This window comes from Paraburkholderia hiiakae (assembly GCF_904848665.1).
GTDB classification, from domain to species: domain Bacteria; phylum Pseudomonadota; class Gammaproteobacteria; order Burkholderiales; family Burkholderiaceae; genus Paraburkholderia; species Paraburkholderia hiiakae.
In genome coordinates this window covers 1-24,508 of sequence record NZ_CAJHCQ010000041.1, presented here as the reverse complement: position 1 = coordinate 24,508, position 24,508 = coordinate 1, and the positions used below count along the sequence as shown (strand labels likewise).

Here is a 24,508-nt window from a genome sequence, read left to right as displayed (position 1 = left end):
GCCGATGATAGTGCGGATTGCCCGTGTGAAAGTAGGTAATCGTCAGGCTCCTTATGCTGTAACGTCCAGAACCCCGGTCTCTCCCAACGAGAACCGGGGTTCTGGCGTTTGGGCTCCTAAAAATAAGAAAACCGTCGAACGGGCAGCATACGTAGCATGCAGCTCCACCGCATGCTACTACCCGGATTCGCCTGGACAATCTTCAGCCCTCTCGCAAATAGCCCTGGCGCATCATAAAAGCGATGGGCATCGGTTCGGTGATTGCCACTCGTCACCTCCACTTTCACAACGCACCCACTTCCTCAAACCAACTCAGCCCCCGCAATCCGCGCGCTGCCGATACTGCGTCCTCGATGGCGTTCGTCGACTACCAAGCGGAGAGGAAGCGTGCGCAGACTAATGCTGCCGATCACCACGCTTTGCACTGTGGCTAGATAAAACTAGTCGCATTATCCGGGAGCACTCCGACGAAAAGGCGATAAGCGATGGTGTCCACGCTCGCATGCCAAAGCAACCACCAAACTCTGACGCGCCAAACAAAAAACCCGTCACTTACGTGACGGGTTTTTTCATTCCAGCACGGGGGCGCAGCGATAACCGCTTAGCGCTCCAGGAACGGCCGCAGCTTGTCCGCGCGGCTCGGATGCATCAGCTTGCGCATTGCCTTGCTCTCGATCTGGCGAATACGCTCGCGCGTGACGTCGAACTGCTTGCCCACTTCTTCGAGCGTGTGGTCCGAAGTCGTGTCGATACCGTAGCGCATGCGCAGCACTTTTGCTTCGCGCGGCGAGAGCGCCTTGAGCGCCTCGTCGATGGCAGCGCGCATGTTCGCGTGGATCGCGGCATCAGCCGGCGAGGCCGAGCCTGCGTCCTCGATCATGTCGCCGAGCGTCGCGTCGCCGTCGTCGCCCACCGGGCTTTCGAGAGAGACTGGTTGCTTGGCGATCTTGAGGATACCGCGCACCTTCTCTTCGGTCATGCCCATGCGTGCGGCCAAGTCTGCCGGATGCGCTTCCATGCCCGTTTGCTGCAGGATCTCGCGCGAAATGCGGTTGAGCTTGTTGATCGTCTCGATCATGTGCACCGGCACGCGGATCGTGCGCGCCTGGTCGGCGAGCGCACGTGTCACGGCCTGACGCACCCACCACGTCGCGTACGTCGAGAACTTCCAGCCGCGGCGATATTCGAACTTGTCCACCGCCTTCATCAGGCCGATGTTGCCTTCCTGGATCAGGTCGAGGAACTGCATGCCGCGGTTCACGTACTTCTTCGCGATCGAGATCACGAGACGCAGGTTGGCCTTGACCATCTCGCCCTTCGCCTGACGCATCTTCGATTCGGCGACGGTCATGCGGCGATTGATCGCCTTGATCTGCTGCAGCGACAGCGATGCGGCCGCTTCGATCTCGGCGAGCTTGCGCTGCTCCGCCTGGATAGCCGGCAGACTGCGCTCGATCGAGGGACCGTACTTGCTCGACGCGGCTGCGGCGCGCACGCCCCACTCCAGATCGGTTTCATGGCCCGGGAACTGCTCGACGAAGGCTTCGCGCGGCATGCCGCAACGATCGACGACGATGGAGAGCACATTGCGCTCGATCGCGCGAATCTGCGCGACCTGTTCGTGCAGCAGCGAGCACAGGCGGTCGATGGTGCGAGCCGTGAAGCGGATCGGCGCGAGTTCCGTCTGGATGTCGGCGCAGATCTTCATTTCCGCGGCCGACGCACGCGCGTTGGCGTCCGACGTGCAGGCCATCTGTTCGAACAGCGTGCGAACGCGCGCGAAGATCGCGAGGCTGTCTGCCTTCAACTGCGCGAGCAGGGCTTCGTTCGCCTTGCTGTTGTCGGCGTCGGCGTCGTCTTCGTCGTCGCTCGAATCGTCCGATTCTTCTACGTCGGAGGCTTGTGCGTCGACCTCTTCACCGGCGTCGGCGTCGGCCGCGGCAGGTTCCGGCGCGGCTTCGTCGCTGCCGACGCCGTCGACGAGCTCGTCGATACGCATTTCTTCAGCTGCGATGCGGTCGGCGTCGGCAAGGATGGTCGCGACGATCGACGGGCATGCCGCGATCGCCTGGATCATTTCCTGGAGGCCGTCTTCGATACGCTTCGCCACTTCGATTTCGCCGGCGCGCGTGAGCAGCTCGCTCGAGCCCATTTCGCGCATGTACATGCGCACGGGGTCGGTGGTGCGGCCGAATTCGGAGTCGACCGTCGAGAGCGCGACTTCGACTTCTTCGTCGGCTTCGTCGTCGGCCTGCTGGTCGGCGCGGGAATCTTCGTTCAGGAGCAGCGTGTCGGCGTCGGGCGCCTGTTCGTACACCTGCACGCCCATGTCGTTGAACGTGGCGACGATCGTTTCCAGCGCGGCCGTCTGCGCGAAGTTGTCGGGCAGATGGTCGTTGATGTCCGCGTGGGTCAGATAACCGCGTTCACGGCCGAGCTTGATGAGCGCCCGCATTTGATGCTGGCGTTTTTCGAGTTGCGAGCCTGCGTCCATGGGCGTCGTATCGCCGGACTTGTCTTTGGACGAGCGGCGTGCGGGGCGGGCAGACGAGGTGAGCGCGTCGTCCCGGTCATGGCTTGTCAATACATTCTCCTCGAAGGGATAGCCCGACAAGGGCAAAAAAGGTCACGCGCCAGCGGCATGGCGTCCTGGCGATGACGAAATTGCAGGGGAGTGGGCGGGGGCGCATGCCGGTCCCGCCAAGCGAGCGCCAAACGTCTGAAGACGTGGCAGCCTGGATTTTCGTGCAATGCAGAAAGACCGCGTATGGTAGTGCGTTACGGCATGCTAGGCAACCCGAATCGTCGTGTTTGCGGCACATTGTCCGCCTTCAGGGTCGTACCGCTTGCTCGCGCTCCACCTTACATGTTTCCTACATGAGTCCCTTAGACCATTTTTCAAGCGAATAGTTCACGTATTTGTGACTCGCCGGGCGCATGGCGCGCCGTTGTTCCCTGCTGATCTTCCGCTACTTCCCCGTTATTCGGTCGCCGTGCGTGGCAACGCTCACGCACGAATCGCGACAATACGTTGAACGCGTTTACCGGAAGAGCGGTTGACCGCATCCTCGTTGAGCGCGATGGTCGTGCCCTCGAGCGCGCCGGTCACGAGCGCGGGGTCGAAGGCACTATATAGACGTCCCGCTGGGTCGCGCGCGCTGTCGCCCTCGGTTACGCGCCAGCTTAGGTACAGCACGCCGCCGGGCTTGAGCAGTTCGACGAGGCGACGGCAGGCTGGCCCTATCTGCGCGACGGGCAAATGCATGATCACGGTTTCGCAGAGCACGTTGTCAAAGCACGCGGTGGGTACACCCTTCAGCCCGGGCAACGTGGCAAGGCCGAAGGCATATTGCGGATATTCAGCGGCAGCCTGTGCGACCAGACCCTCCGATGCGTCGTAGCCGGCGGTGGGATAACCGTGTGCGTTCAGCCACGCCACGTCGCGGCCCGATCCGCACCCGATGTCGACTGTCCTTCCCTGGTGCCGGAAATACTGCGTGAGACGCGCATAGAGGTCGTCGGGCGCAGGCTGGTTTGCCCATTCGGCTGCGTAGCTTGCGGCGCCACTCGTGTACGTCTCAATCGTCGTGGAGTCCATATGGGGCTCGGAGTCCTTGCGGACAAGGGGGAGGACGCTTCGAGACTACCCGATCCACGCACCGGCAGGCAGTAGTACGGCGATACCGGTACGGTTGCTGCCACGCACGCCTGCTGCCACGCACGCAGCGTCAGGGCGGGAATTCGTCGTATTGGGGGAGCGAGTCGGTGATCTCGAACCACGGCGCTTTCGAGCGCACGAACATATGGCCGGCGGCCCGGATATCCGGCGTATCGGTCAGCGTGCCGAGCGTCACGTGCACATACGCCCCTTCGCGCACAACTGAATAGAGCAGCGAGCCGCAGCGGCCGCAATGCACGTCATGGGCGGCCTGCGGATTGCCGTAGACCAACGTCTGCTCTTCGCCCTCGATCAGCCGCAGCGCCTCGCTTTCAATGCCCGCAAACGGCTTGAACGCGGAACCCGTCGCGCGGCGGCACTGCGAGCAGTGGCAATTAAATGCGTAGCGGAATGCATTCGCTACCGCATAGCGCACGGCGCCGCAAAGGCATTGGCCGTGCAAAGTGGCGGGCGCATTCGTGTGGGTGGGGGCAGTGTCGGCGGACATGATGGACGCGGTGCTCTGGTGGCGAATGTCAAATATTGCGAACGGGCGGCTGCCGTGTGTGCGCTCACATCATACGTTTGAGTGATCCGCGGCGCAGGAAAACGCCAAGGTCACCACATATGGGGATTTGCCGGCCAGCCATAGCTTCCGCACGGTTCGTGGCGCCCCTGCAACCCCGAAATGCAAGGCGATTCCCCCATAGAAGGTTACCTTTGCGCCCCCGCACAAAACGCATCTTCCTGGCCACCCCAATGAATCTACGCGGGCCGTTCCCTCAGCTCCTTCAATCCCTTGATGACGACGAGCAGCGCGCGACCGTGCTCCTCCGAGCCGTCCCACGCCTCGACGATCGCATTGCGCAGCAAGTCGTTGTAGGCGGCCGCGTGCCGACTGGCCGGGGGCGCCTTCACGCCATAGAAACTGCATAGCTTATTGAATGATGCGCTCCGGCGTATCCGCCGCCCGTTCGACGTGCGAAGACGCGAGACCGTAGGCTGACTGACCCCGGAAAGCCGCGCAATTTCGCTGGCAGAGCGTGAATCGTCCGATAACCGCCGCAGCAGTTCCTGCACCGGAAAATAAGTATCTGGGGCTTCCATGTCATGCATTATACCTATACAGTAACGGTTATTGAATTGCTCGCCGAAATCGGTGAGCGACTGCATTCCGAGGAAGTCGATGGCACTGAAACACCTACCGCCCACGTTCTGCTGGTCCCGTATCGGGCCAGAGGCTGGCGTTAATCTCCCCACACTGATCCTGCGTAAGGAGTGGGAGCGTCAGCAGGGCGGCGGGCGTTTCCTGTGGGGCATCGGTCAGTCGCTCGGCAGCAGCGCTCAGGTCGCCGCGCTGCGCACCGGCTCGCTCCTCGCCCTGTTCTCGCCGGCGGCGAGCCGCCCGCGCGCCGCGCAAGACAAGCGCGGCAAGCGTGCCGGCGTGGTTGTCTGGAATGCATGGGTCGATGCCAGCGGCCAGGTGCGCCAGCTTCCGCAGCACGTGTTCGTCACGAGCAGCGCCACGCTGCCCTCGGGCGCCGCACGCGAGCATCACTACGCGCTCGTGTGCGTCTCGCCAACCGAGCTCAGCGTCGGCAGTTCGCTGCGGGTGTTTCCGGAGCGGCTGCGCAGCGTGAGCACGGCGAAGCCGCCTGGCCGCTCGCAGGGCACGGTAGTGGTGGATTGCGTCGAGCGCGCCGCCGAGGCGGGCGGCAAGAGCCTTCCGCTCGTGTTCACGGCGGAGCTGGAGGCGCCGTACTTTGTGCGGCTTACGCAGCCCTCGCTCGTCAAGGCGCGCGAACTCGCGGCAATTCACGAGGCGTCGCGCATGGGCGACTTCGACACCTACGCGGATCTCACCAAACGCGTGCGCAGCGAGGCCTGCGCGCAGCAGGCGCGTGGCGTTACGCGCGATCTTTTCGACGTGCCGCCCGCCGAGCACACGGCGTCTTCACGGCTTGGCGGCGCAAGAACGCGCCACGTCTCCCGGGCGGGAGACTGGACGCAGCTCACGATGGAACTCTTCCATGGCGATTCACATCCGTTCACAAGAGGCCGAGGCCGCGCAACGCTTTTTTGAGGCGAGCCGCAACGTCGACCGGGCATTTCGCGCCCTGCGTGCCGAGGTCCGCGACGACGTCGCCGCGCCGCTCGCCTATGGCGCGGCGCAGTCGCGGCTCGACCACGCGCTAGACGAACTGGCGCGTGCGGAGGCGTTGTTCGATTCGGTTACTGACGTACAAGCGCGCCAGATCAAGGGTCATAAGGATCACTGAGGAACTGGCGCGATGAAGGCCGCACTCGGCTTGGCACCACAACTGGCGCAATCCAGGCCGCCAGTTTCGAGACGCGGCGATAATCGAACGTTACGCGTCTACACGCATCGCCATCTTCGGACGTTCGTTGTCCGAAGCCATGGCAGCGTTCACCACCATGTCGACCTCCCACGCTTCCCACGCCGCCGCGGCGCAAGCGCAAACAACGCAAGCAACCTTAGCCGCCGCCGAGTCCGCGTGGCAGCGCGGTGAAGCGGAAACGGCGCACGCCCTGTGCGAGCACCTGATCGCCGCAAATCCGCACGACGCCGACGCGCTAAACCTGGCTGGCCTGATCGAAAACGGGCGCGATCCGCTCGCCGCACGTGCGCTTATCGGCCGCGCGCTCGCCGAGCGGGAGGACCCGGTCTTTCTCGTGAACCTCGCCATGACGTGCCAGTGCGCTGCCGACCGGGACATCGCGATCCGGGCGCTGCATCGCGCGATCGATCTGCGGCCGGACTTCGCAGTGGCGCTGAACAATCTGGGCCACCTTTACGGCGAAGCGGGAAATTGCGCCGAGGCCTCGCACCATTTCGAGCGTGCTCTCGCGCTGGCGCCCGCCCATGCGGCCATCCACTTCAACTACGGGACCATGTTGTACAAGTCCGGCGAGTTCGCGCGCGCGCAAGCGGTACTGCGGCGCACGCTGGAACTCTCGCCCGGCCATGTGAGTGCCTGGAATAATCTCGCGCAGGTGCTGCTCGCCACGAACCGCAACACCGAGGCGCTGGTTGTGCTCGAACACGCTCGTACGCTCGCGCCGGACTCAGCCGACGTGCTCACGAATCTGGGCTGCGTGCTGCTGGGCGCGGGCCGTATCGACGAAGCGCAGGCCGCACTCGAACGCGCGCTCGAACGCGACCCGGGCAGGGTGTCCGCGTGGAACAACCTCGGCAACCTGATGATGCAGATGAGCCGCATCGACGAGGCGCGCGCAGCGTTCACGCGCGCCATCGAACTCAAGCCGGATTTCGCCGCAGCGCACCTCAATCTCGGCAATACGTGCAGCAAGTCCGGCAGCATCGACGAGGCCATTGCCTGCTATCGCCGCGCCATGGCCTGCGATCCCGCGCATACCGGCGCGAACAGCAACTTGCTGTGGTCGCTGATGTTCGCCATCGACGACGGCCACGCGCTGCGCGCCGAAGCCGAGCAGTTCTCGGCCCGGCACGAAGCGGCACTGTTGGCCGCAAGCGCGGTAGCGCACCACGCGAACACGCCCGAACCCGCACGGCGGCTGCGCATCGGCTATGTCTCGCCGGACTTTCGCAACCACTGCCAGTCGCTCTTTACGATGCCGCTGTTGCGCCATCACGATCACGAGGCGCTCGAAATTTTCTGCTACTCGCTGAGCACGCAGACCGACGAGGTGACGGCCCGGCTACGCGGTTTCGCCGATGTCTGGCGCGACGCGCACGAATTCGACGACGCGCGCCTCGCCCGGCAAATTCGCGACGATCGCATCGACGTGCTCGTGGATCTCACGATGCACATGGACGGCGCACGGCGCTTGTTGTTCGCGCGGCGGCCCGCGCCGGTGCAGGTGGCGTGGCTCGCCTACCCCGGCACGACGGGCAGCCCCTCGATCGGATGGCGTCTCACCGACCCCTGGCTTGATCCGGTGGGCGAGCCGCAAATCGACGATCAATACACCGAACGTTCGCTGCGCTTGCCCGACGCGTTCTGGTGCTATGACCCGCTGGCAACCGACGTGGCAGTGAACGCATTGCCGGCGCTCACGGCTGGACACATTACGTTCGGATGTCTAAACAATCCCTGCAAGCTCACCGACACCACGCTGGCGTTGTGGTCCGGCGTGTTCGCCGCGTTGCCGAACGCGCGGCTTCTTCTGATGGCGCCGCCCGGCAGCGCGCGCGAGCGCTTGACTAAGCGTTTCGCGGCGCACGGCATCGATCCGGCGTGTGTGAGCTTCGTGGGTTTCCAGGCGCGCGCCGATTACCTGCGCACCTACCAGCAGATCGACATCGCGCTAGACACGTTTCCGGCCAACGGCCACACCACGAGTCTCGATGCCTTCTGGATGGGCGTGCCGGTGCCCACGCGCTACGGCCGCTCGGCGGTGAGCCGCGCGGGACTCTGCCTGCTTGCCAATCTGGGGTTGCCGGAACTGGCGGCAGCAAGCGACGCCGGGTACGTGGCCGCAGTGACGGCGCTCGCGCGCGATGTGCCGCGCCTCGCCGCGCTGCGCGCGGGCCTGCGCGTGCGCATGGAAGTCTCGCCGCTCATGGACGGCGCACGCTTCGCGCGAAACATGGAAGCGGCGTACCGGCAGATGTGGCAAGCGTGGTGCGCGCCGCAGGGCGCAACCAACGAATGCGCGCGCTGAATCAGCCTTTCCCCGCCTCCACCGGCAACTCCAGCACGTCCGCCACGAGCGGCCAGCGTTTCGCGGCCGCCCGCCAGGCGTCCTCGGCCTGGACGTCGAGATAGCGGTCGCGGTCCACGCCCTCGACAAGGCGCGCGAGCGCGTCGATATCGCTCGGTAGCGCAGGACCGCTGCGCGAACGCCGGCCGGACCCCCACAAGCGCATCGCCATTACTTGCCCTCCACCCACACGCCATCCGGCGTATGGATCACATAGCCGGTGGGCGTCGTCATCGTCACCGTGCCTTCGTTTTCGCCCACCATGCGCGTTTGCGGCAGGTTGTTCGCATACTGCGCGAGCGGCGGCGCGCCCGTGGCGAACGGGCTGTTCGCGACGAGATTCGCAAGCAGCTGCGCGAGCGCGAGATAGCTCGTGGGGGTGTCGATCGTCGTTACGCCACCGGTGTGCTCGCTGCCGGCCGGCAGCCCCACCACCTTCACGCCGACCGGCACGTGGACGATGTTCGGCGTGGGAATTTCGCGCATGCCGGCAATCTGGTTCTCTTCACCGCGTAGCGCCGCGCCGTGCTCGGGCACGAACACGATCACGGCGCGGCGGCCCGATTGCGCAACGAGGTTGATCACTTTGTCGACGTCGCCGAGCAGATTCTGCAGGCGGATCGGATAGGACTGCAGGCTCGTGAGATTGTTGTTGGGAGCCGGCAGGCGGTTGCCGTCATGCATTGAGACCGTGTTGTAGTAAAGCGCGACCGGACCGCCGCCCGCCGCAATACGCTGCTTGTACCAGCGCGCGAGCACGTCGTAGTCGCCGACCAGCGGTGAGCCGTCGAACTCCTTCATCGCTTCCGGCAGGCCTTCGTTCGAGGGAATCGTCACGCCCGGCACGCCCATTTCATTGATCACCGTGCCGCGGAAATTGTCGAAACGGCCGTTGTGGTTGAGCAGCGCCTGCGGCTTGTAACCCGCCTGCGCGAGTTGCGCGAACAGGTGGCACTCGGGCGCCGCCGGGTCGTAGAGCGCCTTGTGCGGCTCCTGTCCGCAGGTGGCGCGCAGGACGCGAATGGCGGCGGGGCCGCTATAGCTCGCGGCGGAACTGAAGTTCTGGAAGATGTAGTCGAAGCGCGAGAAGAGCGGGTTGTTGCGCATCTTCACGACATCCATGTCGTCCCACGAGAGCGAGCAAATGTGCACCACGATGATGTCGAACTGCGCGTTCGCGTCCGTGGTGAGCGGCGTGAAGTTCACACGCCGGCCTTCCTCGTTGGCGCGGAACGCCGCTAGCTGCTGGTCGTAGCTGCCCGACTGCTCGTCGCGCTTCTTGCCTGTGCCGCTGTCGTCGTCGCCGTTGCTGGCGAGCGAGGCGTTGGCCGTGGCGTTCGCGACGAACGTGCCCACGCCTTGCCAGATCGGCATGACGACGAGCGCGATCAGTACGAGCGTCGTCACGCGCACCCAGCGGTTGATGAGGAAGTAGAGCAGCACGGCAAGCACCGCGCTCACGATCATCGAAAGCGAAATCACGCGCCGCGTGAGCTCGAACATGTACGAAGGCGTGAAGGTGAAGAGCACAGGGATCTGCGAGATCGCCCGGCCGATGTCGGGCATGCTCGACTCGTGGTACGCAATGGAGATACCCACGACAACGGCGAGCACATCGCGCGCGACACGCAGCCACCGTTTGTGCAGCGGCACGAGCAGCAGGACGACGAAGGCGAAGTTCATCCACCACTCGGGCTTGAGCGTGCCGATCGAGTAGAGGTACAGCTTGGCGAGGAAGTAGAGATTCCAGAGACCCATAGTGTTTCGCGTTCCAGGGTGTAGCGGCTTGATGTGGCGGTTGCGGTTATCAGGGCTGGCGGGCCTGGCCGGCCCGGCGTCGCGTGAAGAGGCTTTCCAGCGCGTCGAAGAATGCGTCGATGAGGCGCATGTAGCCTTGCCAGCTCAGCTCGATCAACTGGATGAGGCCGTGCAGCGGCGCATCGGAAGCCGGCACGTCTTCCCACTCGAGCCAGGCGTCGGCGCGGCCGAACGTGCATTCCACGAGCTTGCGCTCCGTCTCCGCCCTCATGTCGGTAAAGCGCACGCCGAGGCGCCGGTCGGCGAGACGTGCGACCACGGCGGGGAAGTCGTGCTCCAGGACGCCGCGCGCGAGCGTCACGTTGATGCGCTCGCCGGGCTCGAGCTTCGCTACGACGTCGGCGGGCAGCATGAGACCGAGGCCGCCCATCGAATAGTTCTCGGTCCTGCATGCGAGCGTGCGGCCGTCGGGCAGCGTGAGCATGGCGGGCACGCGCAGCGGAATGCGGTGCGCCACGCGCACCTGCTTGGCCTCTTTCGCCACGCCGAGCGCAAGCCCGAGAATGGTGAGATTCACGCCGGCCCAGAAGAGGTTCATGAACACGGTGGCGGGCTCTTCGGTTCGCCATATCGTCAGGCGCCCAATGCCGGCGAGCACGGAGAACACGTTGATCGCAAGCAGCACGAGATAGGGCTTGGAGATCGTCCAGTCGAGATATTCGTGCTCGATATGGCCGCCCTTCGAGGTCACGTTGAACTTGCCGAGCTTCGGGTTGATGAAGGCCATGGTGGTCGGCAGCACGATGTACCACGCGAGCACCGACTCGTAGGCCTCGGCCCAGAACGAGTGCCGGTAGCGTCCCTGGATGCGCGAGTTGGCGATCGCGGCAATCACCAGATACGGCACCACGTAAGCGAGGATCACGGGCGCTGGCGTGTTGATCACGTGCAGTCCGAAATACAGGTACGCGCCCGGCATCACGAGGAAGATGAGGCGCGGGAAGCCGTAGAAGAAGTGCAACATGGCGTTGCTGTAGCACATGCGCTGGAAGAACGAGAGGCCCTTGCCGATCCACGGATTGTCGATGCGGAAGATCTGCGTCATGCCGCGCGCCCAGCGAATGCGCTGGCCGATGTGGTCGGCAAGGCTATCGGTGGCGAGGCCCGCCGCCTGCACGGTGCGCAGGTAAGCCGAGGTATAGCCGTGGCGATGCAGTCGCAGCGAGGTGTGGGCGTCTTCGGTCACGGTCTCGGTCGCGATCCCGCCGATGTGTTCGAGCGCCGCGCGTTTGATGACCGCGCACGAGCCGCAGAAGAACGTGGCGTCCCAGAAGTCGTTGCCGTCCTGAATCAGGCCGTAGAAGAGGCTGCCTTCGTTGGGCACGCGGTGGAACGTGTCGAAATTGCGCTCGAATGGATCGGGCGAGAAGAAGTGGTGCGGCGTTTGCACCATCGCGCATTTTTGATCGGCGAGAAAGACGCCCACGGTGGTTTGCAGGAAGGAGCGCGTGGGGATGTGGTCGCAGTCGAAGATCGCGATGTACTCGCCCTGGGTGAGCGGCATCGCGTGATTGATGTTGCCCGCCTTCGCGTGCGTGTGCTCGTCGCGGCGCATGTAGCCCACGCCCGCCTCGCGCGCGAACTCGCGGAATTCGTCGCGGTCGCCGTCGTCGAGAATGTAGACACGCAGCTTGTCGCGTGGCCAGTCGATCGAGCTGGCCGCGAACACGGTTGGCCGCACCACCGAAAGCGATTCGTTGTACGTCGGAATATAGATGTCGACGGTCGGCCAGTCGGCGGGGTCGTCGGGAAGCGGCTGCGGCTTGCGGCGCAGCGGCCAGGCGGTCTGCACGTAGCCGAAGATCAGCACGATCCACGTGTAAAGCTCAGCTGCGTAGAGGATATAGCCGACGACCGCCTCGGCGGGGCTCGAAAGATGCAGCGTTTGTGTGCTGCGCCACCAGACGTAGCGGCCCGTCATGAGGATCGAGAGCATCACCATGAGCATGGTGGCGAGGCGCCCCGGCAGGCGGCGCGCGATCATCACCACGACGTACACGAGCAGGAACAGCAGCACCTGGCCCGCGAACGGCAGCGGCGTCGTGCACACGGCGACGGCCGCGATGAACGCGAGCCACAAGAGGCACTGGCGCAGGAAGGGCACGCGGTCGAGCGCCGCCGAAAGCTTCTCGAGGCGCTGCTCGATGCCGACCCACGGCACGTCGGGCAGACGTGCGCCGACTGCCGCGCTCGCGCGCGAGGCGCTGCGATAGATGGGTTCGAGCCGTCTGTCGAGCCACGCGCGCAGTGCGAAGTGATGGTGCCCTTGCGGCGCCTTGTGAAGCTTGCGCAGGTCGGCGGCCAGACGCTGTCGCGCGCGGCGCGGGCGCAGGAAGATGCGCAGCAGCCAGGCGCCGGCGGTGTGGTCGCGGCCGATATTCAGCCTCCGACGGATGTCCTTGCCGAGCCGCGCGAAGGCAAGCGCGGGCACGTCGCGCTGGCCGGGGCGCGGCGGCCGGAAGAAGGCGCGCAGCAGCCACTGGCGACCCGGCGCGTCGGGTGCGAGATCGAGTTCGGGCGCGCTCTGGCGGCGAAGCGATGCCCAAAACGCGATCCACAGCGCGACTATCCGCTCGCGGATCATGGCGTGCTCCCGCGCGCGGCATGTTGCGCGAGCAGTTCGTCGGGTGCGTCGAGGCTTGCGCCCACGCTCCAGTGCGAGAGCCACGAGGCAATGCCGTTCAGGTCGTGCGCGGCTTGCGAGCTGGGCGCGCTCAGGCAGAAGTTTTCGCCGGCGGCGAGTGCTGCGGGCACACCGGTGTCCGCATGCACGAGATACGGCAGCATGGCGGCGCCGAGGCGCGCGCGCAGTAACGAAACGACGTCCATGTGCAGCTGGCGCGCGGGCACGACCGCATTGGCGACGAACACGCTGCGCTTGCCGGCGCGCACGAGCGCGGCGATCAGGCGCGGCAGCGTTGCGCACGCGGAGGCGCAGGGCGTGAGGACGCCGAGCACGAGGTCCGCGGCATCGATCGCCTGGCGCGCGTGCGCCGAGGGCCACGTGCCCGCGTCGACGAGCGCAATCGTGTGCGCTGGCAGGTCCACGCGCCCGAGCAGTTCGCGCAGCCAGCCGGGGCGCGCGTCGAGTAGGGCGCTGGCGTCGTCGTCGAGGGATTCGTGACCGTCCGCGAGGCTGCCCCATGGCAGCACGTACACGCCATCGTCGCTTTGCAGCGCGGCGCGCGACCAGGCGTCGTCGGCGCCGGGACCGCCCGCCAGATGCGGGACAAGGCCTTCGCGCGCGCGTTCGCGCAGCCCGAAATGGAGCGCCAGCACGTTGCGCGGGTCGCATTCGGCGGCGAGCGCGACGTGCTCGCGCGCCGCCAGCAGACCGGCGAGCGCCGCAGTGAGCGTGGTCCGGCCCGCACCGCCGACGCTTGAGACGATGGCGATGGTTTTCATCGGCGCGGCTCCGTCTGGCTGAAGCGGCGCTGGCCGCGAATCAGCAGGGCATCGACCTGCGGTGGCAACTGGAGCGGGCGCGCGCGCGTGGGGCGCAGCCACATGGGCAGGAAGCGCTCAAGACGCAGACGCCAGCCGACGAAGTAGAGCGGCACGGCGAGGATCAAGCCCCAGACGAAGTAACCGAGAAAGGCGTTCATGTCGCTCTCCTATGCTTTGAGCGGCAGCGGCGCGCGCTGCGGCGCGGCTCGCGGTTTCGCGCTGTCGGTGCGCGCGGCGCGATCGAGCGCGGACAACAGGTCACCATTTATGGGAGCAATCTTGCCCGGCGCCGCGGTTGCGGCCGTCGTCGCCGTCGCCGCGTCCGGCGCGATCGCGGAAGCCGCCGCTGGCGGCACGGTCTGCCCGTTGGCTTGCACCGAGATGGCCGCGGCCGCGGCGGGCTGCCCCTCGTTGATCGCGAGCCAGCCCGAATAGTCGGGCGGCGGCGTGGCGTCGATTTCGTCGGCGAACGCGACGAGCGCGTCGGTAATCGCGCGGCCGTCGCCGTAGCGCTCCTCGCCCTGGAAAAGCTCGGCGAGCGGCCGCTGGAACACGCGTTGGCATACGGCGTCGGCATCGCTCATGCGGCATGCGAAGAAGAACACGTAGAGGCTGTCGCCGCTCGCCGTCACGATGTCGCCAGCGCGGCGCAGATGGCACGCCTTGAGCGCATCCACGTGCGCGACTTCCGGCATCAGCGCGAGGCGGATCAGCACGCTCGGCAACTGGATCACGCGGCTGCGTTCCACTGCCGCGCGCACCAGTTCGACTAAGTGCGCCGCGCCCACGTAGCCGCTCTCCTCGCCGTGCACCACGGCGGCGAGCGCCGACCGGTAATCGGCGGGTATGGGCCGCGAATACACCTGGCCCTGCAGACTTTCGACGATGGCCTCGACCTGCGCGAGCGGTGTTTGCCGCGCGATCACGCGGTTCGCGCCAAGGTTGAGCATGAGCGACTCGTAGCGCATGGCCACGGCGTCCTCGCGCACGATGATCTTGAGCGCTTCGCCGCACTGCAGGCGCAGCGTGTGCACCTGCTCCGCGAGCGTTTCGAGGTCGCGTTTTGCGCTGAATTCGAGAATCACTGTGGCCGCGACCGAGGTGCGCGCCGCGCCTACGGCGGCCTCGTTGTTATCGACGATCTGCCAGGCCGGCGGTAGTACGCGTTCGTGCAACATGGCGTCGCGCGAAACGATCACGCGGCCTTCGTCGGGCGCGAGCAGGCCGGCTTCGCCGATCTCGGTCTCGAAGGTGTCGCCGGAAACGATCAGGCGGTGATCGGCGGCGGAAAAGCGCAGCGGGACGCTCTGGCTGCCGTGCACGGCGTCGCCGGCGCGCCAGAACGCCACTTCCCAGTGATACTGCCCCTGCACCTGGTGCAGTTGCGCGGCGCCCGCGAAACGCGCCTGGAAGGCGGCCAGTTCGGGATGCTCCTGATCGTCGCCAAGGCCGGGGGGCGCTGCCACCATCAGCACGCCGTAACGATGCTGCGCGCACCAGCCTGCGAGCTGCGCGCCCTGACTCGCGAGCGCGGCGTGGTCCTGCCAGTTGAAGAACGCCTCCGCGCCTTCGATGAAGAACTGACTTTCGGGCGCGGCGCACTGCGCGGCGAGCGCGTTGAGCGCTTCGATCAGCACCTGCGCGCCGTCGCGGTCCGGGAGTGGGCGCAGCGCGCATACGTTTGCCCACGCGTGCGTCGAACCGTTCTTGTCGAGATCGACGCCATGGTCGCGCAACGTGGCCGCGAGGCTCGCGCCGTCGCGTGTGGAGAGCACGGTAGCGGGACCCGCGAGCGCGGCGGCGGCGGTTTGCCAGAAAAGCGCGTCGCGCGCGGGCGAGGCGCTCGCGTAGACCACGTGCACCTGGCCCGCGCCGAGCGAGGCGAGCGAGGGCGGCAGGCCGTCGATCGCGAGCGGCTCGCGGCGCGCGAGACGCGAGAACAGCGAGCGGCGCGTATCGCGGCTGGCGCCGGCGGACGCTGCGGGAAGCGTGGCGGGATCGTTCATCGTGTCGCTCGTGTCGCGGGTTTCATCGTCGTCATGCGCGCTCGCTCAGTAGCCACGTCAGTAGGCCGAATAAGGGACGACCGGCCGCGGCGGGAACGGCACCGGCCCCTTCTGCGGCGAGAAGAAGTAGCGCATATAAAGCACGCCCACGTTCGGCGCATAGTCGCGTGAGCGGTCGATCGAAAAGCGCCCGCCCACCACGAAGTGCTCCGTCACACGGTATTCGAGCGCCGCTTCGACCGTATAGCTGAAGCCGCCGCCCGAGCCGCCGCCGAAATAGGGCGAGCCGAGATCGTTGGCGCTCATGAACGCGAGCGCCTGAGCCTGGAGGCCGGGCCGCGTGGGGTAGAACGGCGACTGGTTCTCGTTGGTGAACGACATGCCCACCGATCCGTCGATCTCCCACGAAAGCTTCTTGTAGCGGCCGGTCCAGTCGAGCGGAATACCGATCGAAAAATAGCTCTGCGGGCTGTAATAGCCGCCGTTGCCGAACGTGTAGTTGTGCTCGTTCTTCGAGTACTTCCAGTAATTGAGGATCAGGCCGCTCGACACGATCTGGTCGGGCCGCTTGAACACGGACCAGTCGTAGCCGCTGCGCACCTTGAACTCCTGGTTGGTCTCCACGTTGGTCCCGGTCAGGAGGCCGAAACCGATGCTCGTGAAGATCGTGCCGGGCCCGAAGTCCTGCGCGCCGCGCACGGTGAAGCCGTTACGCACCACGCCGCCCCACTTCTCGCCAGTGACCGGATCGATGCCGCCCGCGTAGGAAACCAGGCTGGCGGTCACAGGCCGACGCGAGACGTCGAGCGACAGCGACGAATTAGTCTGGAAGTCGTGGCGGTACTGAATGCCGCCCAGCACGCTCGTGATCGGAAAGCCCACCGGCGTGCTGCCGATGTCGGCGCGCCAGCTATTGTTCGCGCCGTTGAACTCGTAGCCCGCCGCGAGCGCGACACCAGTGGCGGTTTCGTTGACGGGCGAGAGCCCGGTGTTGCCGAGCGCGGCAATCTTGCCGTATTTGATCGCGGTGTCGAGATCGTTGGCGGGCAGCGTGCCGGCGTTCAGGTAGACGGTGTCGGCGTGGAAGAAATAGTGGCCCGTGTAGCCGTCCGGAATGCGCACATACAGCGGGACTTCGGTGGCGTGCAGTTCGGAAATGCCAGGGTCGCCCGAGAGGTTCGACTGATACCAGCCAGTTGCGACCTGCCCCTGCTTGCGGTCTTCCAGGCTCTGCAGCGCGCGGCCGGCGGATGTCGTGCCGTCGGTGTCCGGCTGCGTGCCTTCGGCCACTTCCTGTGTGCGCGAGGTGCGATAGAGGCTCGCGGCCTCGTTGTAGTTGCCGCGCGCCTGCGCCACGCGCCCCGCCTGGATCGTGATGTCCGGGTTGTTCGGATACTGCTCGCGCAATGGATCGACCACGGCCGAAGCCTCGTCGTTCAGCCCGAGCGCGGTGAAGCGCCGCGCCACGGCAAGGCGCGTGTCGATGTCGTTTTCCGCGGTGTCGGCCAGCACTGCGCGCACCATCTCGGCGGCCTCCCGGTTTCGGCCCATGCGCTCCAGCATACGCGCAACGGCGAGGCGCGCATCGGCGTCGTCGGGGTGCGTGACGAGCACCTTCTGCGCCGAGGCCATCGCGCCCTTGTAGTCGCCCTTCGCTTCGAGCAGATCCACTTCTTCGAGCAGCCAGCGCCGGTTCGACTTGAGCCGGTCGGGTACGGCGTCGAGCGCGTGGCGCGCGGCCGTGAGGTCGCCCGCTTCGATCTGCCGGTCGGTCTCGCGCACCGCAAGGCGCAACTCCTGGTCGTCGAGGCTGGCCAGCTGCTCCTCGGTGATGCCGGGCTGATCGCGCGTTGCGTCGATCCAGTTCGCCCACGCGTCGTCGCGGTTGGCCGCCGCCAGCAGTTCGCCGTAGCGCACCCGTGCGCCGTTGGCCGCCGGATCGTCGGGGTGCGCCGCGAGCCAGTCCTGCACGAGCTTCAGGCCCCGGTCCGGCTCGCCGATCGCGATCCACTCGCGCCCGACCGTGGCGAGCATCTGCGGGTCGTTGGCCGCGTTGGCGTCGGCGGCGGCGGAGTCGAGCAGCGCGCGTGCCTCGTCTTCCTTGCCCTGGGCGATGAGCTGGCGGGCCTGCGCGATCTTCTTCTGCGCGGCGAGGTTGCCCATCAGCTCGCGCATGCCCTCGCTGCGCTCGGCCTCGGGCACGGCGTCGAGTTGCGCGGCGGCCGCGTCGATGTCGTCGACGGAATTCAGATAGAGCGCCGTGGCGTAGCGCATGTCGGGCGCCTGCGAGACTTTCAGGCCGTCTTCCATCACCTGGCGGCCCAGCGCGGGCAGGCCCAGATCGCGGTACTGGCGCGCGAGCGTGAAGCGCGTCCAGGCGTCGTCGGGCGTGAGGCGTACGGCCTCCTCGAGCTTCGCGATGGCCGGGCTCTTGCGGTTATCCGCGAGCAACTGGTCGGCCTGGATGGAAAGCAGCTCGGCGTGCAGGCGCTTGAGTTCCGCCGTCGAGCCGCTCACGCGTGGCGTCGTGGCCGCGATGAGCGGTTCGATCTCGTTTTCGCGATGCGTTTCGCGCAGCACCGTCACGAGGCCGCGCAGCGCGTCCATGTCGGGCTTGGGGGCGTTCACGAGCGGGCGCAGCACGGCTTCGGCTTCGGGCCACTTCTTTTGCGCGATGAGCGCGTTGCCGAGAATGTCGCTGGCGGTCGTGTTGCCCGGATCGAGCTTGAGCGCCTCGCGCGCGAGCGCTTCGGCTTCTTCCGGCTTGCCCTGCGAATTGGCATCGCGCGCCTTTGCAATGGTGCCCCAGATGGTGGCCGTCTTTTCGAGGCTGCGCCACTTGCCGGCATTGTCCGGGTCGAGCTTGACGGCGCGCGCGAACAGCTCGCGTGCCTCGTCGTGGCGGCCTTCGCGTAGCCGCACGAGGCCGAGCGCGCCGATGGTTTCACCGTCGTTGGGGTTCGCGCGCTGCGCGCTTTGCAGCGAGGTTTCGGCATCCTTGAGATCGCCGCGGTCGAGTTGCGCGAGCCCGCGCGCGCGGTCGGCGGCGCCGGGGCCGGGACGGGCCCGGGCCTGGGTCGAAGCGCCGCTCGTTCCAGCCGCGCGCGCGGGCGCGGGCGTTGTGATGACAGCCGACGGGTTCTGCGCCTGGGCAAGCGCCTGCGCCTGGCCCTTCGCGCCGAGCTTCTTGCCGAGATCGGCGACGGTCTGCTGCGCATCGGAGTCGTCGGGCACTTCCTGCAGATAGCGCAGATACCACACGTAATACGCGAGATCGTCGTGCCCGGCGCTCCCGAGCGCGCGACGCCACAGTTCGAGCGCGAGCGCGCGGTTGCTGTCCTGGCGCTGGTACACGCGGTAGATCAGGTTGAGGCCTTCCATGCGCGTGTCGGCGCGGTCGGTGAGCAGGTCGCCGAGGATCAGCGCGAGGCGCGGATCGTTCGGATTTTGCTTCACGCGCGTGCGCAATTCGCCGATCGCCTGCGCGCGTCCCGCTGTCGTGCCGGCCAGGATGCGGTAGTAGTCGCGCGCGAGATCGCCTGCGGGCGCGCCGTTCGGAAAGAGCTTGAGCAAGCGTGCGGAGGCTTCCTCGCTCTTGCCGGCGGCCGAGAGCAGGCGGATCTGGGCCATCTCCATTTTGTCGCTCGTGGCGACGCGGTAAGCGTCGTCGAGCTCCTTCGTCGCGCTCGCGTTCGGGGCGATCTTCTTGAGCCGCGCGAGGATTTTCGCGGCCTCGGCCGGGCGGTTCGAGCGCAACTCGATTTCGCCGAGCAACGCCAGCGCGTCGGGCTGCTGCGGGTCGAACAGCAGCGCCTTTTGCACGAGCCCGCGTGCGACGTCTGGTCGATTCTTGCCTTCCCACATGCGCGCGGCCGAGAGGAGTTGCTCGGCCTGGGCGCCTCGCGTGGCGGCGTTGGCCGCTGGCTGCGGAGCTGTCTGCGCCGAGGCAGGATACGGCGACGCCGCGACGAACAGCGCGACGAGCGGCGCGATGTTCGGCAACAAGCGGTTCGGCGGCGCGCCGGGACTGGCGACGCCCGGCATCGCGCGCGCAGCCAGGCGCCGCGCCTCACGGCGCGCGCTGCGCACACGGGCGGCGCGGCGGGCGCACGCGAGGGCGTTCAGCGCGGCGTGGGGCATGCGCTCGTCCATGCTGGGGCAACGCGGCCTTGCGCGTCGAAATGGTAGAGCCCGTCGAGGTAGCCGAGCCCGAACAGCATCAGCACGCTGCTGTAGTAGCCGGGCGGCGACTTCTGCGCGAGCGTGCGGCTGCGCTCGGCCTGGGCATTCGCGAGATCGCTGCGGCCGAGCGCAGCCAGATACGGCGCGACGGCGGCAGAAAAGCCGCCGTTGCCCTCGTTCGGCCCCGGTGCGCCCGTGGTCGTATCGACGCGCTCGGGCGGAAAACCATGGGCGCCGACGAAATCCGCGAGCGGCTTGAAGGTGGCGAGCGTGTTGGCACGCAGCGGGTCGTCGCCCGCGAGCATGCCGGCCCACAGGTAGACGCGGATCGCGTTGTAGGCGCTTTCGGCGTGCGTTTGCGCGTCGGGGGCGAAGCCGCCTTTCGCGTGATATTCCACCCAGTCGGGCGAGTAGCCCTTGGGCGCGGTCTCGTTGACGAGTCTCGCCGAGGAAGCCAGCAGCGCCTTCCATTCGCCCGCCTCTGGCAGCGCGAGCATGAAGCGCCGCATGACCTGCAGAGGCACGTAGCTCGGGTTCAGGCGCCAGCCGTCCTTGCCGATCGTGAAACCCACCGGCCCGGGTAGCACCGTGCGCCCAAGACCCGGCAGCACGGCGGTTTCCTCGCGCACGATGTTGCGGGCCATCACCGTGCCGAGCGCGGTGTAGCGGCGCTCGTTCCAGAGGCGCCCGGCTTCGAGCAGCGTGTAGGCGATCCAGAGGTCGGCGTCGCTGGCGGGGTTGCTGTCGATCACGCCCCACTGGGGCTCGCCGGCGTGCGTGGCGCTGGCCGCCGCGGGAGCGGAAGCGCCCGAAGCGACGACTGGCTTGCCGTCATCGCCGATATCGCGCCGCCCCCAGATCCATGCGGGCAGATGCGAGGCGAGGTCACCCTGCGCAAGATTGTTTTCGGTCCACGTGAGGACCTTGTCGAAGCTCGCTCGGTCGTTCGCGACCAGCGCGAAGAAGAGTGCATAGGACTGTCCTTCGGACACGGTCACCTGACGAGGCGTGCTCGCGTCGATCACCCGGCCATCGGCGCTCAGCAGCGTGCTGCGGAATGTGGTCCACGCGGGCCAGGCGCAGGCAGCGGGGCTGGCGGACTTTGCGGCGTTGGCATTTGCGGCTGGCGCAGCCGCGTGCGCCGCGGCTGCCGGCATCAGCAGTGTCAGCGCCGCGAGTGATCCGGGCGGCCCGAGCGGCGCGCACGCGAGCGCGCCGGCCGCGAGCCAGCGCATGAGCCGAGGCGCAAGCCGTGGCGCCGGAGCGGGCGCGAGCGTAGCCAAACCCGGGCGCATGGTCAGGTCCCGGAGCGGCGGGTGGCCATGCGGCCGAGCGCCCAGAACACGGTCAGCGCAACGATCAGACCGGCCAGAATGCCCGCGAGCGCCATCAGCGCCGGGTAGCGCGAGATATACACCCAGGCGCGCGCATACCACGGCAGGTCGCCGACGAAATAGCGATCGCCGACGCGCAGGCCCTCGACCTGGCCATAGCGCACGAGCGTGAGGTCGCCGTGCATCTGCGAGATCTTGCCGCTGTCCTGGAGCGCGTCGAGCACGTCGCCGAGCTGCGCCGACGAGGTGGTGGCGAGCGCCACCACACTCCTGCCCGACTTCAGCGGCGACTCGAAGCCGATCAGCGCCGCCATCGGTCCGCCGAGCGTGACGATCGAGCGTCCCGACGGCGTCGGGTCCTCGTCTTGGGTGCCGCCAAGCCAGCCGGGCCAGCCGGTGCGCTGGTCGCGCGTGGTCACCTCGGTCCTGCCGCGCTCGATGAGAAGCGGCAAGTCTCGGCCCCACTTCTCGAGCAACTGCGCCCCCGAGCCCACGCCGATCACGAGCAGATCACTGTCGCGCACGGTATCCACCTGGCTTGCGGGCACGATCGTCAGGCGCAGCGAGGGCAGGCCGGTCCACTGGCCCATGTGGCCGAGCAGCGTGAGCACGGCTTCCTCATCCTTCGTGTCGGGATCGTCCGGAATCACGAGGGCCGTGTTGGAGAGATCGGCCATGCGCGTGAACGGAAAGCCGCTGTTCGCGAAGAAGGCGAGATTGGGCAGCGCCGTGTAGTGAGCGAAGCCGCTGAAGTCGATGACCGAGTCGGGATCGACCGCCGCGCGCGCGACATCGGTGGCGGTGGACGTGCACAGCCCCGTTTTCTGCGAATCGATATGAAACTGGAACTGGAACTGGTTGTCGCTGCCCACGCGGAACGCGGGAATCTCCAGATTGGTCGCGGCACGCGTGTCCGAACCCGAGAGCAGCGGCACGTTGATGCGCGCTTCGTCGGAGGCGCGCGTGACGGGCCGCAGCCGCTGCGAGCGCACGAGCTGATCGTTGATGCTGACGTTGAGCACCGAGTCGTTCCACTCGGAAGGCGCCGTGTAGCGATAGCGGATATCGAGCGGCACGTTGCCCCGCGCCCACGCGTAGAGGTCGGCGGGCACGCGCAGATTCACGCGGATCGCAGGCGGGTTGTAGCCCGACACCTGGAGCTGTTGCGGGTCGGTCACCAGCTCGCGGAACAGCACGGGGCGATCGGTGGGCACCCAGTTCGGCGCGTCGTAGGGTTTGCGCGCCGGCCCGAGATCGATCGACTTCACGATCACGCTGCTGCCCGCCATGCCGGCCTGCCCGAGCGCGAGCGCGTAGGCGGCGTTCTGGAGCTCCTCGGGCGTGCGGCCCGCGAGCACGAGGAGCTTGCGGCCCGACTGCGGATCGGCGGCCGGGTTCGCCATGACCGAGATCGTGGGGCCCTTGATCTCCGGCAGGTTCAGCCCCTCGGGCGCCTGACCCGGCAGCACGAGCGCGATGGCGTTGGCGTCGGGCGGCACCGTGCGTGTGACCGGGAAGCGCGAGCCACGATAGCTCGCGAGCGCGCCAAGCCAGGACGAGACGACGCCCGCCGCGCGCAGCACGGGCACGCCCGCGTTGGCGGCGAGCACGAAGGGCACGCGCACGAGGCGGTTGTCGTGGCGGTCGAAGAACGGCACGGGCAGGAGCCCGAGGCTGTCCGGCAGGACGATGCCCGCCGTGTTGAGCGTGAGCGACGTCTCGGGACTCACGTCGGCCCAGAGGCTCGAGTGATACGCGTCCTCGCAGTGATCGAGTGTGTAGTGCGCGATCATCTGCACGGTGATGCGGTTGTAGTCGGTGAAGAGGCGCGGATCGAGATCGATCTCACTCGTCACGAGCTGCCCGGCCGTTTCCTTCACGAGCGGAATCGTCGCGACGACTTCACCGTTTACAAACACCTTGAGATGCGAAAGCGACCAGATCAGCGAGGGCGAGTAGGTGTAGACGAGCTTGAGCTTCGCGCTGGTCACCACTTCGTCGGTGCGCACGTCAACGCTCATGTTGGCGGTGGGATCGAGCCCGCGCAGCGCGATCGGCCCATACACACCCATCTGGCGCAGCGTGAACGTGCGCGTGCGCGGCTGCCCGAGCGGCGCCGACGCGGCAGCCTCGGGAATGACGGCGCCGGGGGCCGTCTGGATGACAACGGGGCCGGTCACCGTGGCCGAGGCCGCTGCCGGCGCAGCGGCGGGAACGTCGCTTGCGGCCGGCGCTGCCGCCTTCGTGGTCTGTGTAGCCGCGATAGCCGATTTGTCCAACGCGAAAAGGCTCGCCCCCAGCAGCAATCCGGCGACGAGCGCGCCCAGCCCAACTTGAACGGATAGTCGCATCGCAACAGCCCTTTGTTTTCTTCGCAGTGACTGTCTTTATCCTGCAAAGACAGCAACCAAGGATAGTGGCGGCGTGGTGCTGCCAGTCGTTATCTCGAAACGGCGTCGATGTGGGGGGAGTGTAGCGGAGAGCCAAGGATCGTGCCCTATGAATGCACCTGTTTATGCCCGTTGCGTCAAGCGCGCAGACGACGGGCCGGCGCGGCCTGGCGGCCGATTTGACAGTTGCGCGCGTGGGTGGGGGCGGGAGGTTGGGGCGCTTGACAATTCCAGAGCGCGTACCAAAGGGAGGCGGCGTTGCGAATGCGCAACGCGGGCTCTGGATGCGGCCCGAAGTGCATCGCGTGTCCGTCACTTCGTCTCGTGCCTGCGCATCGTCGGGAATGTTCGTTGCTGATTCCATCCAATTGATCAGGATACCGTATCAATCATGGCAATTCGACGCGACGCACGTCCCAAGACGCTTCCGCGTGGCGGAAAAGGGCGCTGGCGCCGCTGCGCCCGCAACTCACACGCGGCAACATGCGAAGAGACGTAGCATGTCAGCCCGCATTCCGATCACGCGAATACGACGGCCTTCACTCGACGTTTCTCGGGGTCTCGTTGGTGGTCGCTTCTCTCGGCAGAGCGGCCGATGAAGGAGATGCCCGCGGCCAGACCATAAACGGCATCCGAGAAGCTGAGGTCCTGCTTCGCACACCGCTGGCAATGTTGCGGCCCGTCAAGCCGTTGCAATTTTCTGACCGGAGCCTATTGAGGCGGGATTGCGGCAGGCGTAGAAAGCGGGTTGGGCTGAATGAGCCCCACGCCGCGGCCTCTCTACCCTTTGCAGTCCTAACGCAGCAGGCCGCGTCTCCCACGACAATCAGCAAGGAGGCCAGGCCTGTGGCAGACCTGCAAGACGTATTGCTTGCCATCCCGGGAAGGCAGGCGTTTCACCTGGACATGCCAGCTACGCCCGCCGCGGCAGCGCTCTCGGTGGTGTCGTTCAAGGCAACCGAGAAG

16 protein-coding genes are annotated in these 24,508 nt (G+C 66.7%); 3 read left to right on the top strand and 13 right to left on the bottom strand.

Annotated features, from left to right (window positions below):
* Nucleotides 1-601: 601 nt before the first annotated feature.
* From rpoD to JMY28_RS38125, 4 genes are all read right to left on the bottom strand, one after another.
* Nucleotides 602-2,584, bottom strand: coding sequence for an RNA polymerase sigma factor RpoD (rpoD, locus tag JMY28_RS38140; RefSeq protein WP_201701041.1), 1,983 nt, complete (start codon nt 2,582-2,584; stop codon nt 602-604).
* Between the two features lie 423 nt (nt 2,585-3,007).
* Entirely contained in the window at nt 3,008-3,598 is a 591-nt protein-coding gene (locus JMY28_RS38135) for a class I SAM-dependent methyltransferase (RefSeq protein ID WP_201701040.1), read from the bottom strand.
* 130 nt (nt 3,599-3,728) lie between these two features.
* Nucleotides 3,729-4,166, bottom strand: coding sequence for a GFA family protein (locus tag JMY28_RS38130; protein ID WP_201701039.1), 438 nt, complete (start codon nt 4,164-4,166; stop codon nt 3,729-3,731).
* A 257-nt stretch (nt 4,167-4,423) separates the two neighbouring features.
* Nucleotides 4,424-4,765 carry a helix-turn-helix domain-containing protein gene (locus tag JMY28_RS38125; RefSeq protein ID WP_201701045.1) on the bottom strand — a complete coding sequence of 114 codons (342 nt, stop codon included), beginning with the start codon at nt 4,763-4,765 and terminating at the stop codon, nt 4,424-4,426.
* A 79-nt stretch (nt 4,766-4,844) separates the two neighbouring features.
* Here JMY28_RS38125 and JMY28_RS38120 point away from each other — a divergent pair, with 79 nt between their 5' ends.
* From JMY28_RS38120 to JMY28_RS38110, 3 genes are all read left to right on the top strand, one after another.
* Nucleotides 4,845-5,741, top strand: a complete 897-nt coding sequence (locus tag JMY28_RS38120) for a hypothetical protein (protein WP_236597243.1) — start codon at nt 4,845-4,847, stop codon at nt 5,739-5,741.
* Nucleotides 5,689-5,937 (top strand): hypothetical protein, encoded by a 249-nt coding sequence (locus tag JMY28_RS38115; RefSeq protein WP_201701038.1) that lies wholly within the window; start codon nt 5,689-5,691, stop codon nt 5,935-5,937. The genes JMY28_RS38120 and JMY28_RS38115 overlap by 53 nt, the downstream gene beginning before the upstream one ends.
* Nucleotides 5,938-6,094: 157 nt before the next feature.
* Nucleotides 6,095-8,326 carry a tetratricopeptide repeat protein gene (locus JMY28_RS38110; RefSeq protein ID WP_201701037.1) on the top strand — a complete coding sequence of 744 codons (2,232 nt, stop codon included), beginning with the start codon at nt 6,095-6,097 and terminating at the stop codon, nt 8,324-8,326.
* A gap of 1 nt (nt 8,327) precedes the next feature.
* On the opposite strand, the gene bcsR is transcribed toward JMY28_RS38110, so the two are convergent.
* The 9 genes from bcsR to bcsB form a co-directional block, all read right to left on the bottom strand.
* On the bottom strand, nt 8,328-8,525 hold the full coding sequence (bcsR, locus tag JMY28_RS38105) for a BcsR/BcsP family cellulose biosynthesis protein (protein ID WP_236597242.1): 198 nt from the start codon (nt 8,523-8,525) through the stop codon (nt 8,328-8,330).
* Nucleotides 8,526-8,536: 11 nt separating this feature from the next.
* The gene (gene bcsG / locus JMY28_RS38100; RefSeq protein WP_201701036.1) at nt 8,537-10,123 is read right to left on the bottom strand and encodes a cellulose biosynthesis protein BcsG; all 1,587 of its coding nucleotides are present in this window, start codon (nt 10,121-10,123) and stop codon (nt 8,537-8,539) included.
* A gap of 49 nt (nt 10,124-10,172) precedes the next feature.
* Nucleotides 10,173-12,767, bottom strand: a complete 2,595-nt coding sequence (gene bcsA / locus JMY28_RS38095; protein ID WP_201701035.1) for a UDP-forming cellulose synthase catalytic subunit — start codon at nt 12,765-12,767, stop codon at nt 10,173-10,175.
* Nucleotides 12,764-13,588, bottom strand: a complete 825-nt coding sequence (gene bcsQ / locus JMY28_RS38090; RefSeq protein ID WP_201701034.1) for a cellulose biosynthesis protein BcsQ — start codon at nt 13,586-13,588, stop codon at nt 12,764-12,766. Before bcsQ ends, bcsA begins: the two co-directional genes overlap by 4 nt.
* The gene (locus tag JMY28_RS38085) at nt 13,585-13,788 is read right to left on the bottom strand and encodes a hypothetical protein (protein ID WP_201701033.1); all 204 of its coding nucleotides are present in this window, start codon (nt 13,786-13,788) and stop codon (nt 13,585-13,587) included. The genes bcsQ and JMY28_RS38085 overlap by 4 nt, the downstream gene beginning before the upstream one ends.
* 9 nt (nt 13,789-13,797) lie before the next feature.
* Nucleotides 13,798-15,636 (bottom strand): cellulose biosynthesis protein BcsE, encoded by a 1,839-nt coding sequence (bcsE, locus tag JMY28_RS38080; protein WP_201701032.1) that lies wholly within the window; start codon nt 15,634-15,636, stop codon nt 13,798-13,800.
* Between the two features lie 57 nt (nt 15,637-15,693).
* Nucleotides 15,694-19,776: a cellulose synthase subunit BcsC-related outer membrane protein gene (locus JMY28_RS38075; protein WP_236597241.1), complete on the bottom strand. Its 4,083-nt coding sequence runs from the start codon at nt 19,774-19,776 to the stop codon at nt 15,694-15,696.
* Nucleotides 19,758-21,053, bottom strand: coding sequence for a cellulose synthase complex periplasmic endoglucanase BcsZ (bcsZ, locus tag JMY28_RS38070; protein WP_201701042.1), 1,296 nt, complete (start codon nt 21,051-21,053; stop codon nt 19,758-19,760). Before bcsZ ends, JMY28_RS38075 begins: the two co-directional genes overlap by 19 nt.
* A 62-nt stretch (nt 21,054-21,115) precedes the next feature.
* Nucleotides 21,116-23,503, bottom strand: coding sequence for a cellulose biosynthesis cyclic di-GMP-binding regulatory protein BcsB (gene bcsB / locus JMY28_RS38065; protein WP_201701031.1), 2,388 nt, complete (start codon nt 23,501-23,503; stop codon nt 21,116-21,118).
* Nucleotides 23,504-24,508: the final 1,005 nt, after the last annotated feature.

What these genes read in the sequence shown, in the direction of transcription:
- JMY28_RS38135 (WP_201701040.1), bottom strand. Translation starts at nt 3,598, where the DNA reads ATGGACTCCACGACGATTGAGACGTACACGAGTGGCGCCGCAAGCTAC.
- JMY28_RS38130 (WP_201701039.1), bottom strand. Translation starts at nt 4,166, where the DNA reads ATGTCCGCCGACACTGCCCCCACCCACACGAATGCGCCCGCCACTTTG.
- JMY28_RS38125 (WP_201701045.1), bottom strand. Translation starts at nt 4,765, where the DNA reads ATGGAAGCCCCAGATACTTATTTTCCGGTGCAGGAACTGCTGCGGCGG.
- JMY28_RS38120 (WP_236597243.1), top strand. Translation starts at nt 4,845, where the DNA reads ATGGCACTGAAACACCTACCGCCCACGTTCTGCTGGTCCCGTATCGGG.
- JMY28_RS38115 (WP_201701038.1), top strand. Translation starts at nt 5,689, where the DNA reads ATGGCGATTCACATCCGTTCACAAGAGGCCGAGGCCGCGCAACGCTTT.
- JMY28_RS38110 (WP_201701037.1), top strand. Translation starts at nt 6,095, where the DNA reads ATGTCGACCTCCCACGCTTCCCACGCCGCCGCGGCGCAAGCGCAAACA.
- bcsG (WP_201701036.1), bottom strand. Translation starts at nt 10,123, where the DNA reads ATGGGTCTCTGGAATCTCTACTTCCTCGCCAAGCTGTACCTCTACTCG.
- bcsA (WP_201701035.1), bottom strand. Translation starts at nt 12,767, where the DNA reads ATGATCCGCGAGCGGATAGTCGCGCTGTGGATCGCGTTTTGGGCATCG.
- bcsQ (WP_201701034.1), bottom strand. Translation starts at nt 13,588, where the DNA reads ATGAAAACCATCGCCATCGTCTCAAGCGTCGGCGGTGCGGGCCGGACC.
- JMY28_RS38085 (WP_201701033.1), bottom strand. Translation starts at nt 13,788, where the DNA reads ATGAACGCCTTTCTCGGTTACTTCGTCTGGGGCTTGATCCTCGCCGTG.
- bcsE (WP_201701032.1), bottom strand. Translation starts at nt 15,636, where the DNA reads ATGAACGATCCCGCCACGCTTCCCGCAGCGTCCGCCGGCGCCAGCCGC.
- JMY28_RS38075 (WP_236597241.1), bottom strand. Translation starts at nt 19,776, where the DNA reads ATGCCCCACGCCGCGCTGAACGCCCTCGCGTGCGCCCGCCGCGCCGCC.
- bcsZ (WP_201701042.1), bottom strand. Translation starts at nt 21,053, where the DNA reads ATGCGCTGGCTCGCGGCCGGCGCGCTCGCGTGCGCGCCGCTCGGGCCG.
- bcsB (WP_201701031.1), bottom strand. Translation starts at nt 23,503, where the DNA reads ATGCGACTATCCGTTCAAGTTGGGCTGGGCGCGCTCGTCGCCGGATTG.